Below are 15,610 nucleotides of genomic sequence, written 5' to 3'. Positions count from 1 at the left end.
CCGTAACATTCCGCAGATATTCTATTGTTGTTGCAGACAATACGTGTAATTATATAGAGCAGATATCTAATTTTACTCCGTCACAATCTACACAGGAACAGGGTGTTATGGAACTTACGAAGAATATTGCTATTGTTGCTCACGATAATTGTAAAAAAACAATGTTGGAATTTGTTGATTGCCACTTTGATATACTCGTTAACCATAACTTGTTCGGAACGGGAACAACAGGTGGAATGGTTGAAAAGCGGTTGCAAGAAAAAACTGCTGAAGCGGAGATGGAGCCATTTGAGGGCGTTTATAAAATGAAGTCAGGTCCTCTTGGAGGCGATCAGCAGCTCGGTGGGCTAATTGCTGAAGGTAAAATTGATGTGTTGATTTTCTTCTGGGACCCGATGGAGCCACAGCCTCACGATGTAGATGTAAAGGCGCTGCTTCGTTTGGCTGTTCTGTATAATATTCCTACAGCAAGCAACCGCTCTTCCGCAGACTTTCTTATTTCATCCCCGCTTTTCAAAAGTGCTTATGAAATACTGGATTGCGGTCATATAAAATAACCTCTTTTTGATGACAGAGCTGCATATTGTGCTTTGTCTGGTAAAAATTAAGTATTACATCGATACATAAAAAAGGGTCACTGGCGAAGTGACCCTTTTGTTTATTGTCTGTATTTGGAATAGCTAGTTAGTTTTTAGAAATTGTACTGAACAATCGCAGCAGCTTTGAATACGTTATCTACGTCAGCAGCAGCACCAGAATCAAAGTCGGTTACTGCGTATGCAAAGTCAACGAGGAGGTCGAGATTGTCATACATGCTGTAGATTGTAGATACGTCAAACTCAGTTGCGCTGTCGTCATCACCCCAATTAGTGATATCTTCAGAGGCATCATTAGTACCGCGTACGTATGTTACACGAACGGTATGGCTAAGCTTTTCAACGAAACTGATTTCTTCGAACTGAAGACCAACACCCCATTTGCCAAGAGCGCTACCGAAAACGTTGTCGCTATCTGGACCCATTGCGCCAGCACCAATCAGAGTAGTCATGGAGAAATCGTCATCGTCAATGCTACGCATACGACCTTCGCCGTCGTCATCATTACCGGAAGCGTACCAAGCTACGAGTGCAGGAACCATGAACTCTGTAGTGTAAGCTGCTTTACCTGCAAGAGCAAAACCAGCATCTTTACCGCTTTCTTTACCGTATACGCCGTCGAATGCGAGTGCAAGGTTAGCCATTGGAGCAGCTTCAGCAGAAATACCAGCCCAGTACAGATCATCGTTGAAGATGTTACCGTCTGCATCAACAGAGCCGCTTACGTTTGCGAACATGAAGTAAGGGGAAATTGTAGCAACACCAAGATCAGCAGCCACAACACCACCGAAGAGATCCATGGTAGAAGAATTGCTACCAGTGCTGTCGTAAGGACGTGCGAAGAAACCGGTCAATTCAACAGAATCAAAAGACTGAGAAAGAACAATCGCAGCCACATCGTTGTCAAGCACGCTGGATGCAGTAACTGCGCCCGGAAGACCAAGACCCTGAATACCTGCACGAACTTTCAAAGAAGTTGAAGGCACGAGGAAGTCAACATACGCACGAAGAGTGCTTACGTTAACGCCGTCAGCGCCAAGGGCACCACCAGAGCCTGCACCAAGGTTATTACCAGACTGACCCCATGTTTGTTCAATACGGAAGAGAGTGGTGGCGGAAAGATTTTCTGTCGCGATGATATCTACTTGAGTATCCATACGCTGGATAAAGTTGTTGGTATCATCTGAAGAGCTATCAATGTTAACATAGTCATATCCAGCCCACATGGAGCCAGAAACCTTAAATTCAGTAGCAGATGCACCTGCCGCAGCGCTCAAAATCATGCATGCAGCAAGAGCTAAAACGATAAAGCGTTTCATTAAATTTACCTTCTTAATTCATGTATTCCAAAGACAGATTAGAAACAGACAATGAAATTCATTATCATCAATTTGAGAAAAGCAGCCAACGCGGGGTATGCAATCACAAATTACGGCACAATTCTTTGGCGAGAAGATGTACAAAAAAATTGTGATTGTGAGGAGGCTAGAATTCTTTGATGAAAATGAAATCCGTTATCATTATGTGAAGCCTGTTTAAAACTGAATGCAGACGGCTGTCAAGCAACGTTTTCTAATAAATGTCATTTTGTTGAGTTGTGCTATATAGCACGTCAGAAATTAACAGGAATTTATTTTGAAAAATATCAGTAAAGTAGAAAGAGCAGGCATTTTTACATTTAGCCTAATACAAAAATACCCAACAGTTTTTCATATGAACTTCTCTCAATTGCGCAGTACAACTCTGCATTTTCGCAGACAAATCACAGAAGAAAGAGACACTATACTTTAAAATACAGTATGCGTTTCGCTGTTCAAACTGTGCAAAAAAGGAAGCTAATGATGCAACAGCATGTTGCCCTGTAAAGCGTTAGTGCAGTCTACAAGAGTTTTTTTGTAGACTTATAGATAGATACCATAATTTAAGCCTACAGCGGCTTCTCAACAATTTGAGATAGGGAGCGGTATGGACACATCGAAACACAAGCTAGGACTTGTAGGGGCAACATTTTTCATTATTGCCAGTCTTGCAGGCAGTGGTGTTATTGCGCTTCCACAACAGCTTGCTGCTGTAGGCTCAATTACCTTGTTATCATTCCTACTTGTTACGGCAGGGGCATTTTGCCTTACGCTAGTGTATGTTCGAGCTGGAGCGCTATTTGATAATCCAAGCCCAACGGCGTTGTCTGCATACGTTAATCCACTTCTTGGAGCTAAAAGTGGATTGTTTTATGTATATTCTAACCTTATTTCGAATGTTTCGATCTTAATTGCTGGATTGGGGTATCTGACATACTTTGTACCTTCTCTAAACCATCCGATAGTACTTGGCTGCGTGGTGATTACCCTCATTTGGGTATTTACTTTTCTTGCACTACGCGGCGCAAAATTTATTACAATGGTTGTCTCATGCTCCGTGACTGCTTTGCTATTGTCTGTTGTAATTACGGCTGTATTTGGTTGGATGTCGTTTGACGTTTCACTTTTTGAACAAAATTGGAATGTTTCACATTTGCCGCAGGGCAGAGCTGTTCTTTCTGGCTTTGCTGTTCTTTTATTTTCCTATGTAGGTGTTGAGGCTGTCGCCAACAATTATGAACTGGTGAACAACCCCAAAAGAAATGTTCCCATCGCCACAATTGTTGGTTTCCTCGTTGTTGCAGTACTTTACATTATTTCAACTACTGTGATTGAGGGTATGTTTACTGCAAAGGTTATTCAAGCGCAGCCCGCCTCGTTTTCATTATCTATCGCCCATATTTTTGGTTCTAAGCTTCTTGGACAACTTTCATCGTTAGTGATGGCAATCGCCTGTCTTTCCAGCTTTCTTGTTTGGAACCTTTCTGTTGTCAGCGCAGCAAAGACAAGCGCAGATCATGGCTTTCTTCCTAAAATTTACTCGTACACAAATAAATACAAAGTCGGCAGTCGTGGGCTGCTTGTAAATGCTGTATTGATGACTTGTACTGAAATAGCGCTGATGTTCTTTGGTAGTAACATCGCATTAGCCTTTAATCTTACAGTCACCATCTCAGTACTTTTGGTTTTGTTTCCATATTTCTGGTCTGGCATTGCACTTATTAAAAAGGGGTTTGAAAGCGGAAACCACTCGGTTTTTGACATCACCATCGCTTCACTATCTTCCGTGTTCCTGATTTCTGCTTTTGTCTCGGCGGACTTTGCCGAACTATGGATGGTTGTTGTGTGTATTATGCTCGCACTTGCGGCATACTCTTTGGTTTTTGCGTATCAAAAAGGTAATCGTGAATAATCGTATTGAACGCAGGAGCGTGACATGAAGCTTACAAAGGCAGATTGGCCGGTACTCATCGTCTCCGGTCTATTTGATATGAAAAATGATGCAGGCAAACGGGTTCGAGAATTAGAGGGCTTTCTCATCGAAGAGCAGCATTGCAGTGTGGTGCGTGCATACTGCTACAGCGATGCCGCCAAGATTGTTCATAGCCGCGCAGATATTGGTGTCATAGTCATCGACTGGGACATTGCCCAAGAAGTGAAGGGGAGTTGTGGAAAACCTCAAGCTTTACTTGAAGAAATACGTATCCGTAATAAGCAGATACCAATCTGTCTTCTTATGGATGATGAAACAAAAGAAAAAATTACGACAAAAATGTTGTCCATGCTTGATGAATTGTTGTTGAAGCACGTAGATACTGCCGACTTTTTAGCAGGCAGGATAGAAACGTTATTGATAGAATATATTAAGCGTATTAATCCTGTCTTTTTTTCTGCGCTTGTTCAATATGCAGAAGCATATAAATATGCATGGCACACCCCCGGTCATATGGGGGGAGAGGGTTTTCTTAAAAGCCCTGCTGGTGTCGGCATGCATAAATTTTTTGGCGAAAATGTATTCCGCTCAGATCTATCTATTTCAGTACCAGAATTAGGATCATTGCTCGATCATAGCGGTGTGACAGGTGACGCTGAGAAAAACTCTGCAAAAACATTTGGCGCAGATTTTACATTCTATGTGCTGAACGGAACCTCAAATGCTAATCAGATAATCTGGCGGTCGCAGGCTGTTCGTGATGATATCGCTATTGTTGACCGTAATTGCCATAAATCGCTTAACTATGCGATGGTTATCACAGACATTTACCCTGTCTACATGCAGCCACGACGAAACCAGTTAGGCATTATTGGTCCATGTAGGCTGACTGAATTCAATAAAAGCACAATTCAAAAAAATATCGATAAAAATCCGATTATTCCAGCTTCAAAACGAAAACATAGCCCTGTCATGTCTGCATTGACAAACTCAACCTATGACGGACTATGCTACAACGTATCGACAATTAAAGATGAGCTTGAGCATAGCGTCCAAAATATGCATTTTGACGAAGCATGGTACGCGTATGCTAAATTTCATCCGATGTATGCTAATCATTTTGGCATGGCAGAAACGCAACACAAAAATCACCCGCCTATTTTTTGCTCTCAATCCACCCACAAATTACTGACGGCATTTTCACAAGCCTCTATGCTGCATGTGAAAAATGGAAGCCATGTTTCTATCAATCCAGTGGAGATGAATGAGTCGTATATGATGCACGGCTCTACCTCCCCTCAGTACAGCATGATTGCTTCTTTAGATGTTGCGACCAAGATTGTTGAAGATAGCGGAACAGTACTTCTTTCTGATTGCTTATATGATGCTGTTGTGCTGCGACAACGTATAGCCAGCATTGCTATGGAGATGAAAGAAAAAGGTAGCTGGTTCTTTTCCATGTGGCAGCCACAGCAAGTTAAATATGAAAATAATCACGTTGCGTTTACAAAAGTACCACCAGAATATTTGAGCTCTACGCAGGAACCGTGGATTCTTTCGTCCAAAGATGACTGGCATGGCTTTAGCGATATTGAAGACAACTTTGTCATGCTTGATCCTATAAAGCTTACGATCACAACTCCGGGCTTGAAAACAAATGGCTCGTATCAGCGTAAGGGCATACCTGCCATGATTGTGACTAATTATCTTATCAATCATGGCATTGTATGCGAAAAAACAGATTACTATTCTTTTTTAATGCTCAACTCCATTGGCACCACAAAAGCCAAGCAAGGAACCCTACTGACAGCACTATTGAAGTTTAAAGAACGATACGACAACAACGTTCCGCTCTCAGAAGTATTCCCAAATCTTGTTAAACAGCATCCAGAACATTACGCCCATGTGGGGTTGCGTGAACATTGCGACGCAATTCATGAATACTACAAACAGCATGATTTGCTTGGGAAAATGCATGATGCTTTTGAGATCATACCGCATCAGGTCATGAAACCTTCCGATGCTTATCAGCAGGTAGTGAAGCGTAACGTTGAGTTTGTACCCCTTGCCGAATTACGTAATCGCGTTCTCGCCGTGATGCTGGTTCCGTATCCACCCGGTATTCCGATTTTAATGGGTGGAGAAATGCTTGATGCTACCGCATTGCCAATTTTAGAATATCTGACAGCAAGAGAAGCGTTTGAAAATACGTTCCCTAGTTATGAAAGTGACATTCACGGAGTAGAGCGGTTTGCTAAGGATGGAAAAACATACTTTAAAACGCTGTGCGTAAAGCAATCAGCAAAACCATAATTCCATACAGAGCTATAGTGTTGGGCGAGTATAAAAGCTCAAACAGCATATGAAGATTAACTACTTTATAGCGCAGCATCTAAGAGGATAGACGATAAAAAAAGAGGCAACCCATACGATAGCGGGTCGCCTCTTTTTTATGGTCAACGCTTACTGGGATATTTTCAATTCAACAGCCGATTTCGGCACACCTTTTTTAGCACTTCCGCCTACGACTGCTTTAACTCTGTCTTTTAGGTTCGGATAACGTTTGAGTATGGTCTCACGTACAGCATTTGCCCGATCTTCTGCCAATTTTTTCAACGCTTCTGGGGAAGTATCGGCAGTGCTGCGTAAGTATTCTTCCATTTGCTTTCGGGTCTGGTCATCATATCCAAACAACCCGCTCGGGCGTTTATCAACACCTCTTGAAGGTGCGTCTTCATACGCTTGTTCCAGATATTTTTCGTAATTATACTTCGGAATTTTTGCAGTGTTTAGGTCAATATTTTTCCGTGTCCCGCGGGAAAGACTGTCATACCATTTTTTGATTACGGCAAGTTCGACAGCTCGATCTTTCAACCCGTTTGTGTCGGCGTCTGCACTGTAATAGCCAATACATTCCAGCTTGAGTGACGTTTTTTTAGCTAAAACTGATCCAATCTTATTAAGAACATCCGCTTCTGATTTGGTTACAGCTGCATAGCCTGGCTTAAACTTAACGAACTTTGCTTCTTCAGGGGTAATTTCGCCTATAACTGAACCGAGAACAGCAAACGGTGAGGTTGCGGCTTTAACGATTACATTAATTAATGTTGAAGTTATTATCTGGTTAATATGAAAATTAGGATCATTGAGATTGCCAGTAACTGGCAAGTTGATAGGAATATTACCATTTGGTTGGCGCATGAGTGATAAGCCAAGTTTTATTGGTGCAGCAGGCGCTTTCGAATTTGGATTACGTTTTCCGAGTGTCATATCTTGGAATACAAGTTTATTTTGCGCATTAAGTTTGTTCTGCTGTATTTTCAGTTGAATATGAGCGTCCAGCGCTCCTGTTTTAATTGGATACGCTATATATTTCACTGTGTACGGGCTGAATTTTTGTAAGCCAATATCCTCAAGCTTCGCCGTAATATCGAGTGCAAAAGGTTTCGCCATTGGGTTGACGGCACCGGAAATAGTAATTCTTTGTCCCTGAAGGGTTGCTGAAAAATTAATCGGCGAAGTATTGGCTCGCTGCAAATTGAATTTTTTATAAGAAGCAGAGATATCGCGTATATCAAAAACAACATGTGGAGAAATAGAAGCATCTTCAAACGTAACTGATCCATTTTTTATCGCAATTGCTCCAATTGTCAGCCCGAACGGGCTTGTCGCTGCTTTCACGGCAGCCTGTGAATTTTGTCCTCTTTGTGTCCTGCTTGGATTTCCTTCAACAGCACGCACTATGCTCAACGAACCATCGCGTTCTTTTGTAAAGCTGGTTGAAGGTGATGTAATGCTAACAGAGCCTATCTCCGCGCTATTTTTTGCTGAGTCAAATGCGAAATTAGTAACTGCTAGTTGCCCGACAGAGCCAATTGCCTGTTTTGTATCCTTATTCGCAGCTGCAATATTGTCTACAGTGACATTACCGACCACACTATACGCCGCTGTTCCAGAGTCCGGCACAGATACTTTCGTTTGTGCTGTAGCAGAAATAGCACCTTTCGAAACATTGATTGCAGAATACTCTTCAATGTACCCCGCAAAGTCAGGGATATTCAAATTTTTGATGTCAATTTTTGTATCAAGAATAAGAGGAGAATGGGCAAATGTGCCATCTGCTTTTATGGAACTATTACCATTAACTCCAGACGATACAGCAAATTTCGATGGCTTATGAGCAAGAGTGAGGTCACTGGCGGTAATCGAAAGATCTTTTAATGTTGTCACGACACTTTTTTTAACTGCTGTGTCATTAAAAGTTATCGTACCGTTTTGTATTCCAATTGTCTGAATAAGTAACTTCCATGACGTATCTGTTTTTTCTTGAGATGAGGTGTTTTTTTCAGACTCTCCCTTTTTTGAGTCAGCACTAAAAAGTGAGGTCAGATCGATACCATTTTTAGTACGAGTAACTGTTATGTCCGGCGCTGAAAGGTTAATTTTACCGCAAGAGATCGATTTGTTTGGAACGTCGATTGTTGCTCCATCAACAGTCAGCCCCCCTAACACGATAGGCGGTTTTTGAAAGTTCTTCCCTGTGACAACAAGCTTTTGTAGATTAACAGAACCGTTTGTAATTGTGATATCAGTACGGGAAGGCTGCGCGGTGGATATTTTTAACGCTGCTCCTGCTGTGATGGTTCCGCTGGATATGTTGGCTGGGATTGCCGCAGCGATGTATGGCATAAATTGTGGAACAGCAAGGCTATTGACAGCTGTCTTTAAATCAGCGCTAAAAGGTGACAGTGAAACAACTCCTTCTACAGAAAGCATCTTTTTTTGACCTATGGATATATTCACTTTGGCAGGATCAGTAGACGTTGTAGAAAAACCTTGAATGCTGATATCAACAGGTTCGAGTGTTGTTTTGAATGTATTTGGAACAGCATTATCTTTGAAAGTGAGCTTCCCCTTTTTTATTGCGAAAGATTGAACCACCACGGTGAAGGGCTTTTCCTTTTCCTTTTCCTGAGGTGGCTCTGAGGATGGGGAAGTGTTCTTCGCGGTGCTGGTTTCTGCCTTGGAAGATTTTTCAGAAGGCTCTTTTGAAGGAGAGGGAGCTTCAGCAACACTTCTTGTATCTATTTTTTTTGTCGAAGTATTTTTTGCTGTGGTCTCGTTACTTGCCGTTGACTCTTTTTTTTCTGGAGTAAAATAGGTTGCCCAGTTGATAGCGTTATTTTTTTCTCTAACAACTTCAACAAACGGAGAGTCAATTTCGATGCTTTTAAGAGTCAATTTTTTTTCTGCAAGAGAAAAGTCTTCAAGGGCTAAAGAAATGTTAGGAATAGTAAGGACTGGCTCTTTGTCCATTTTAGTTATGCCAATATCTGTTAGCTCTACAACCCCGTCTAAGTGTAAATCAATCGGTTTGTCTTCAGGGCGGCTAAACCCTAAATTAATTGCAAGCTTCAGAGCACCGGATGTAAGGGCTACTGGTGAAGGAATTGGTACATATCTCCAATAACGGGCAAGCGAAATATTGTCTGTCGTAAATGAAAATTTAGTCAGATAATTATTAGAAAAAAGATACGCCTCTCCATCAACTTTAATAGGCGTATCGTTGATTTGCATAGAGAGTTGAGGTTTAACGGGCCTATTAAGATCTACGGGAAAAGAAGAGGCGAGCGGTATTGATAGCGATAGGTTGCTTATCGTCTGCACCGCATCCATTTTTTCATCATTAAACTCAATTGTTCCGTCTTCAAGCATCACATTCAGCACTTTAAATGGAAAAATCCGAGCATCCTGCTTATCAACAGGGTGCTCTTTTTTCTTTTCACTGGCTTCTTCCTCTTCTGTGATGATGTCGTCGATAGATAAGTGGTCATCTTTATGCCGTGTAATACTGATATACGGTTTTACAATGCGTATATGATCTACAATTGGTGCTAGTTTATAAATCGATTCACCAGCTAATTGCGCTTCCAACATTTCGATAGAAAAAAGATTACCGGTGGCTTCCTTTTTAGAGATAATTACGTTTTTAAACTGCACGCGTAATGTGAGCGGATTAAGCGTAATTTCTCCAACGGACACCTTGCGATGCAAAAGCGGAGGGAGCTGTTTTTCTAACTGCCATTTTGCGACAGGCGCAATGACTAAAAAACCAACCGTAATATACAACAAGCATAAAGAAATAAGAGTAAGTATAGAAATAGATGTAATCTTACGTAATGGTGTTGCAAAAAAAGACTTCCAATGCATAATATGCCTCTTGTCCTTTTATATAAACTTTATCAGTATCTATTATAGATGTAGTAAGCACTACTTTTTAAATATAAATTTATAGTGCGTAATATACTATTTTCTTGAATTGCTTTTTTCCTATTCACAGAATTCATGACCTACAATAGTAACTCGATTTTTTCGTTACTTCTACTTATTTACTTTTTCTTTTGTTACTTAAAAAAAGAATTTTCTCTACAGTCTAAAAATAGTTACATAATATTCCATAAAAAGTTTGGCTAATATATATGTTGTATTTTAAATAAATGACAAGGCTAGAAAAAGAGATACGATAATTGTGATGATACAATGTATACTGTAATAACGATTTACATTAATTTTCTTCATAAAAATTACATTTTGACAGGATGAAATATTTTTCCTGTAAGGAGATAGTATGAGTACTCTTTTGTATATAGAATCTTCTCCACGAAAAGAACGATCAACTTCCATCAAAATTGCACAAGAATTTTTAGAAGTCTTTCGGGCACATAACACTGACTGCAACATAACAACTCTTGATTTATGGAGTATGAATTTACCAGAATTCACTGATGAACGAATTAACGCAAAATACAAAGTGCTGCATGGAAAAGAGCATAGTCCGCAAGAAAAAGAAGCATGGGATGAAGTTTCACATTTTGTGGATGGATTTAAGGCAGCTGATTACTATTTATTTAGTTTACCAATGTGGAATTTTTCTATTCCATATAAATTGAAACATTTTATAGATATAATTACGCAGCCAGGGCTTACATTTTCATACTCGCCCGAAACTGGATATCAAGGATTGGTAACAGGCAAACCTTGCACAGTTATTTATTCGCGTGGTGGGGAATATGCGAGCGAACAAACCGCGCCGCTAGATTACCAAAAAACATACTTTGAATTTTTACTCTCATTCATTGGCTTTACTAACATCCAAAGCATTATTCTTGACGGAACCTTAGGCGCTCCAGAAGTTAAAGAAACTAATATTGCAAGCGCAATGGCTCAGGCGAAAACAATCGCCCAGTCAATGCGATAGGAATGACTTTAAAAGAACCTCCCTATTTTTTAGGGAGGTTCTTTAATTGAAAGAGATTACAACGAATTGATTTTCAATAGTAAATTGAATTTATTGCGCAAAAAAAGAGGTGTTGTTTTTAGACAACTACGAAACAAAAGAAGAAGGGGGCAGTGGCTAGTTGTCGGACAAGAATGATGGGAAATAAGTTCAGTTATTCGCTATTTGATGTTATCCATTAGACACTAACAGACATTCAAATATTACTAGGGATAACAGTTTTCATCGCCAATATTTGCTGGCAAATACGACACCTTGTAGACGAACAGGGGGAATTATGCGTACCGATTCATTTATTCATGCTGTCCTACAGTGGATCATTTGTGCCTTATGCCTGCTTGCGCTCTTTGTTCTTGTTTCTAATGCAATGGCATAGTTTGATCTGATTGCCCTAAAATTAAACCCCAAAGGCTCTTGCAATCTTTGCAAGAGCCTTTGGTTTTTTCCTATGCTGAAAAGTTACGAAGAGTGACGGTTGTTTTCGCGTTTCCACTCTGAAACAATTGATCGAATTTCATCGATATTTTCTGCCTGAGTATCAAAATGTTCTGCAAAAACATGGAGGGTTGTCGCTCCGCGAGGGCTGAAAAGTCCTTTTACTCGGCACCAAAGCGGGTCAAGTGCTTCTACAAAATCTTCGAGCATTGTATTTGCAATTGTTTCCATAAAAGACTGATGGTTACGGTATGCAAAAAAGTAAAGCTTAATGCTTTTTGATTCAACAATCCGTTCTTTAGGAATATATTCCATAACAATAACACCAAAATCAGGTTGCCCTGTCATAGGACAAAGCGAGGTGTATTCTGGAAATTCAACGCTTACAATATAAGGACGGTCTGGGTAGTTGTTAGGGAATGTTTCAAGAATTCCGGCGTGAGGTCCTTCCAACGTATATGTAGTCTCGCCACCTTTGCCTAACGCTTGAAGGTGGTCAGTTTTATCCTGACTTTTAGTAATAGTCACAGCAATTGCTCCTTGTTGTTTTATTTACGAGCGTTAGTTTGACTTCCTAAAACACAAATGGCAAGTGGAGCGCAGGTAAAAAATTCGCCCGGGGCTGTTTTCCCGATCGCGAAGGGGATGTTCCCCATCTTTAGGACTGTTGATCCCAAGGAGACATAGTATGGATTCGTTTGACCGCAAGGCACTTGCTTTGCTGTTAAGCTTGTTTATTGGCGGGCTTGTTGTTGCCGCGTTAATTTCAAGCAAAATCATTATGGTAGCGGGCTTTGCTGTTCCTGCCGGAGTTGTTGCGTACTCAATTACATTCATTATTTCTGATGTTGTGAGTGAGGTATGGGGTAAAGAATGTGCCAATGAGATTGTGCAATGTGGTTTTATAACCCTGGTCATGACTTCTGCCATTGCCTGGCTTGCTGTTGCGCTGCCAGCCGCTCCGTTCTGGAATGGGCAAGAAAGCTTTTCCGCCGTCATTGGCAGTACCCCAAGAATTGTTGCAGCTTCACTTGTTGCGTACCTTGTGAGCCAAAAACATGATATCTGGTTATTTCACTTTCTAAAAAGCCGAACTAACGGGAAGCACTTGTGGCTACGAAATAACGCATCCACAGTCATTTCTCAGCTCATTGATTCCACCATATTTGTAAGTATTGCATTCTGGGGTATTTTGCCGGTTGGGGAAATCATTCTCGGACAATGGCTTGTCAAAATGGCAATAGCATTTATTGATACACCTATTGTATATATGCTGTGCTACGGGATACGCAGAAAAACTCAACTGTCACAAATTGCATAAAAAAACGGGAGCGGCTAACGCTCCCGTTTTTTTATGTCCACAATTCACACAGAACTCATCGGTCTTAAGTAAGAGATTGTGATACAATCATCGTGTTTGTATCTAATTTTAGAACAAGAAGGTGAAACAATGCGAAATTTCAAATACTTGCTTTTTATTTTAGTTTGCATGGCATGTGTAATGCCAACCAAAGTATCGGCATGCACAGGCATACAGGTTCAGGCAACAGATGGTTCAGTCGTTTTTGCTCGAACAATGGAGTTTGGAACGCCGTTAAAATCAAACATACTGTTTGTTCCGCGTGCCCAGAACTGGATAAGCCAAGCGCCAAATAATTCAGATGGAATGACATGGCAAAATCAATACGCATTTCTTGGAGTAAACGCCTTTAATAAAAAATTCTTTATAGATGGCGTGAATGAAAAAGGGCTATATATCGGTTGCTTTTGGTTCCCGGGGAATGCCAAATATCAAGAAGAAAGCGAAAACACAGCAAACATAGTCACGCCACAAATGCTTGCAACGCTTGTTCTTGGTTCGTGTGCCACAATTGAAGATGTGCAGAAAAAAATTTCCGAAATCACGCTAGTGGGTGTAGAGTTTAAAGAGTTAAACATGGTGCTGCCTCTTCATTGGGTAGTAATGGACAGCACTGGAAAAGGGTTAGCTATAGAGCCAATTGGAGGAAATGTTGTCGTTAAAGAAAATCCGGTTGGCGTCTTTACCAATTCCCCTACATTTTCTTGGCATCTACAAAATTTATCTAACTATATAAACCTTACTCCAAGTAACAGCCAGCCATTAAAAATTGACGAATTTATAATTAATGGAATTGGTCAAGGTACAGGCTTACTCGGGATTCCGGGAGACTTAACACCACCTTCCCGATTTGTACGTGCAGCGTTATATAGAAATGCAGCAGAAAAGGTTGATACAACGGACTCTGCTATTAATCAGGCATTCTTACTCATTAATAATATTTCCATTGTGAAAGGAATTGCGCGGGAAACTTCCAGCAACGGGAAAACATCATACGACCACACGCAATGGACAGCAGTATACGACCTTAAACGACATAGGTGCTATTTTAGAAGCTATAATAACCAAGATATTAATATGGTTCAGCTCGACAAACTCCCGCTGGATGGAGATCAAGTTCTTTCGATTCCATTGTGGGATACAAAACCTGACTTTAATGATGCAACAGGGAAGGCTGCGCCATTATAGCAATCAAGAAGAGCATAAAGCCTTTTGAAAAAGTAATGAGCATTATGCAGGGCGCTTGATAAATTAGGTAGGCGACAGTCTACTTGTTGTGTTCAAAAATAAAAATCCGGAATAGTGAAAAACACTACTCCGGATTTTTTAATTCAGTGCAAATAAACTTTTCCAGAAAACTAGTTGCTTACTTCAATGTACTTCTGAAGTGATAAAGGAATATCTTTCATGCCTTCAGCTGTGGTACGCGCTGGGATGAAAGGTGGCTGTCCTTTATCTTTGAGAATCTGCATACCACCTTCAGGGGATAACATAAACGCAAGGAAAAGTTCAGCGGCTTCTTTGTTTTGGGTATCATTCAGCATGGTAATACCATATGTAATGGATTTACCCTTTCTTTCAATAAAGGTTCCCGGCTTTTTGCCAGTAACTTTTACGACTGCTTTTTTATAAAAAGGAGTAAGCTTGTAGTCACCAAGATTTAAGTGTGCGTCAAGTGTGATAAAGTTAAGACCATGCTGTACAGCAACAGAACGATATTCCCACGCGTAATCCATCTGACCGGATTTGAGGAGAGAAATAAGTTCAGTTGCTTTTGGACGAACATTTTTGGCTGGACGATTTGCGATCAAGTCAGCGTTAAGGTTTTTAATATTATAAAATTCCTCAGCAAGCTGGAGCACCATGCAAGCTCTGTAGCCACAAGGGTCGAGATTAGGGTCAGAATGTCCCCAAACAACGTCTTTGTTCTGCAAAATTTTGTACCAGTTATCACTGGTAATTTTATCAGCAAACTTTGACTTATCTGTAAAACACAGCACCATCTGGTTAGAAGCAAAACGCACATTCCATGAAGCGAATTTAGGAATGAGGTTCTTGTTGATTACAACATAATCAGCAGAAGCCATGATGTCTGCCTCTTGTCCTTTTTCAGAAATAAGTCGGGCAAGCTTAGTAGAACCACCAGCACGTCGTTGAACATCTACGGCTGGATACTTTGCCTCAAAGGCTTTTTCCATTGCAGCAAACGGAACAGTAAGACTACCTGCATGAAAAATAGTCAATGTTCCAGAAGGTTGAGCAAACGAAAAGTTAGGCGTACAAATCAAACCAAAAAATAACAAAAACAAAGCACATGCACGAAGCAACCATTTATTGTTCATTATACCCTCTATAGCAAATTAAGCATTAAATATTAAAAGGTAAAATCAGCATATTATGTTTGTATGTCAATGGAAAAACGCATGTATTTTGAAATTCAAAAAAATTATTTTGTTACACCTTCAAACTAAATTACATGTAACAGATTGATACTAAAGGCAACAATTGATTCAATACTATTGAAATTTTCTTTAAATTTACCACCAGACGTTACTTTATCCTGCATTAATATAGCTAACTAAGTATACAAGATGGCATCTTGACAACAGATAGAGCATCATTTGTGCGTCA

At 40.4% G+C, this 15,610-nt stretch carries 10 protein-coding genes; 6 read left to right on the top strand and 4 right to left on the bottom strand.

Going from position 1 to position 15,610, the window contains the following annotated elements; translation table 11 throughout:
* The first annotated feature begins 107 nt into the window (after positions 1-107).
* The gene (locus tag N4A56_RS12930; RefSeq protein WP_295547827.1) at positions 108-557 is read left to right on the top strand and encodes a methylglyoxal synthase; all 450 of its coding nucleotides are present in this window, start codon (positions 108-110) and stop codon (positions 555-557) included.
* A gap of 134 nt (positions 558-691) precedes the next feature.
* Here the strand turns inward: N4A56_RS12930 and N4A56_RS12925 are convergent, their stop codons facing one another.
* On the bottom strand, positions 692-1,915 hold the full coding sequence (locus N4A56_RS12925) for an outer membrane homotrimeric porin (RefSeq protein WP_295547825.1): 1,224 nt from the start codon (positions 1,913-1,915) through the stop codon (positions 692-694).
* A gap of 646 nt (positions 1,916-2,561) precedes the next feature.
* On the opposite strand from N4A56_RS12925, the gene N4A56_RS12920 reads away from it, so the two are divergent.
* Both N4A56_RS12920 and N4A56_RS12915 read left to right on the top strand, forming a co-directional pair.
* A complete protein-coding gene (locus tag N4A56_RS12920) occupies positions 2,562-3,866 on the top strand; it encodes an amino acid permease (protein WP_295547822.1) in 1,305 nt (434 codons plus the stop codon).
* Positions 3,867-3,890: 24 nt separating this feature from the next.
* Positions 3,891-6,200 (top strand): Orn/Lys/Arg decarboxylase N-terminal domain-containing protein, encoded by a 2,310-nt coding sequence (locus N4A56_RS12915; protein WP_295547821.1) that lies wholly within the window; start codon positions 3,891-3,893, stop codon positions 6,198-6,200.
* A gap of 150 nt (positions 6,201-6,350) precedes the next feature.
* Here N4A56_RS12915 and N4A56_RS12910 read toward each other — a convergent pair whose 3' ends face one another.
* Positions 6,351-10,097 (bottom strand): DUF748 domain-containing protein, encoded by a 3,747-nt coding sequence (locus N4A56_RS12910; RefSeq protein ID WP_295547819.1) that lies wholly within the window; start codon positions 10,095-10,097, stop codon positions 6,351-6,353.
* A 418-nt stretch (positions 10,098-10,515) separates the two neighbouring features.
* Between N4A56_RS12910 and N4A56_RS12905 the strand changes: the two genes are divergently transcribed.
* Complete coding sequence (locus tag N4A56_RS12905) at positions 10,516-11,145, top strand: NAD(P)H-dependent oxidoreductase (RefSeq protein ID WP_295547818.1); 630 nt, start codon at positions 10,516-10,518, stop codon at positions 11,143-11,145.
* Between the two features lie 498 nt (positions 11,146-11,643).
* On the opposite strand, the gene queF is transcribed toward N4A56_RS12905, so the two are convergent.
* Positions 11,644-12,147 (bottom strand): preQ(1) synthase, encoded by a 504-nt coding sequence (queF, locus tag N4A56_RS12900; RefSeq protein ID WP_295547816.1) that lies wholly within the window; start codon positions 12,145-12,147, stop codon positions 11,644-11,646.
* Between the two features lie 160 nt (positions 12,148-12,307).
* Between queF and N4A56_RS12895 the strand changes: the two genes are divergently transcribed.
* Positions 12,308-12,940, top strand: coding sequence for a queuosine precursor transporter (locus tag N4A56_RS12895; protein WP_293669450.1), 633 nt, complete (start codon positions 12,308-12,310; stop codon positions 12,938-12,940).
* 129 nt (positions 12,941-13,069) lie between these two features.
* Positions 13,070-14,167: a choloylglycine hydrolase family protein gene (locus N4A56_RS12890; RefSeq protein WP_295547814.1), complete on the top strand. Its 1,098-nt coding sequence runs from the start codon at positions 13,070-13,072 to the stop codon at positions 14,165-14,167.
* Positions 14,168-14,337: 170 nt separating this feature from the next.
* On the opposite strand, the gene wtpA is transcribed toward N4A56_RS12890, so the two are convergent.
* Positions 14,338-15,321 (bottom strand): tungstate ABC transporter substrate-binding protein WtpA, encoded by a 984-nt coding sequence (gene wtpA / locus N4A56_RS12885; protein ID WP_293669453.1) that lies wholly within the window; start codon positions 15,319-15,321, stop codon positions 14,338-14,340.
* Positions 15,322-15,610: the final 289 nt, after the last annotated feature.

The sequence above is a fragment of the Halodesulfovibrio sp. genome (assembly GCF_025210605.1).
Lineage (GTDB): Bacteria > Desulfobacterota > Desulfovibrionia > Desulfovibrionales > Desulfovibrionaceae > Halodesulfovibrio.
This window is presented reverse-complemented; position numbering and strand designations above follow the sequence as displayed.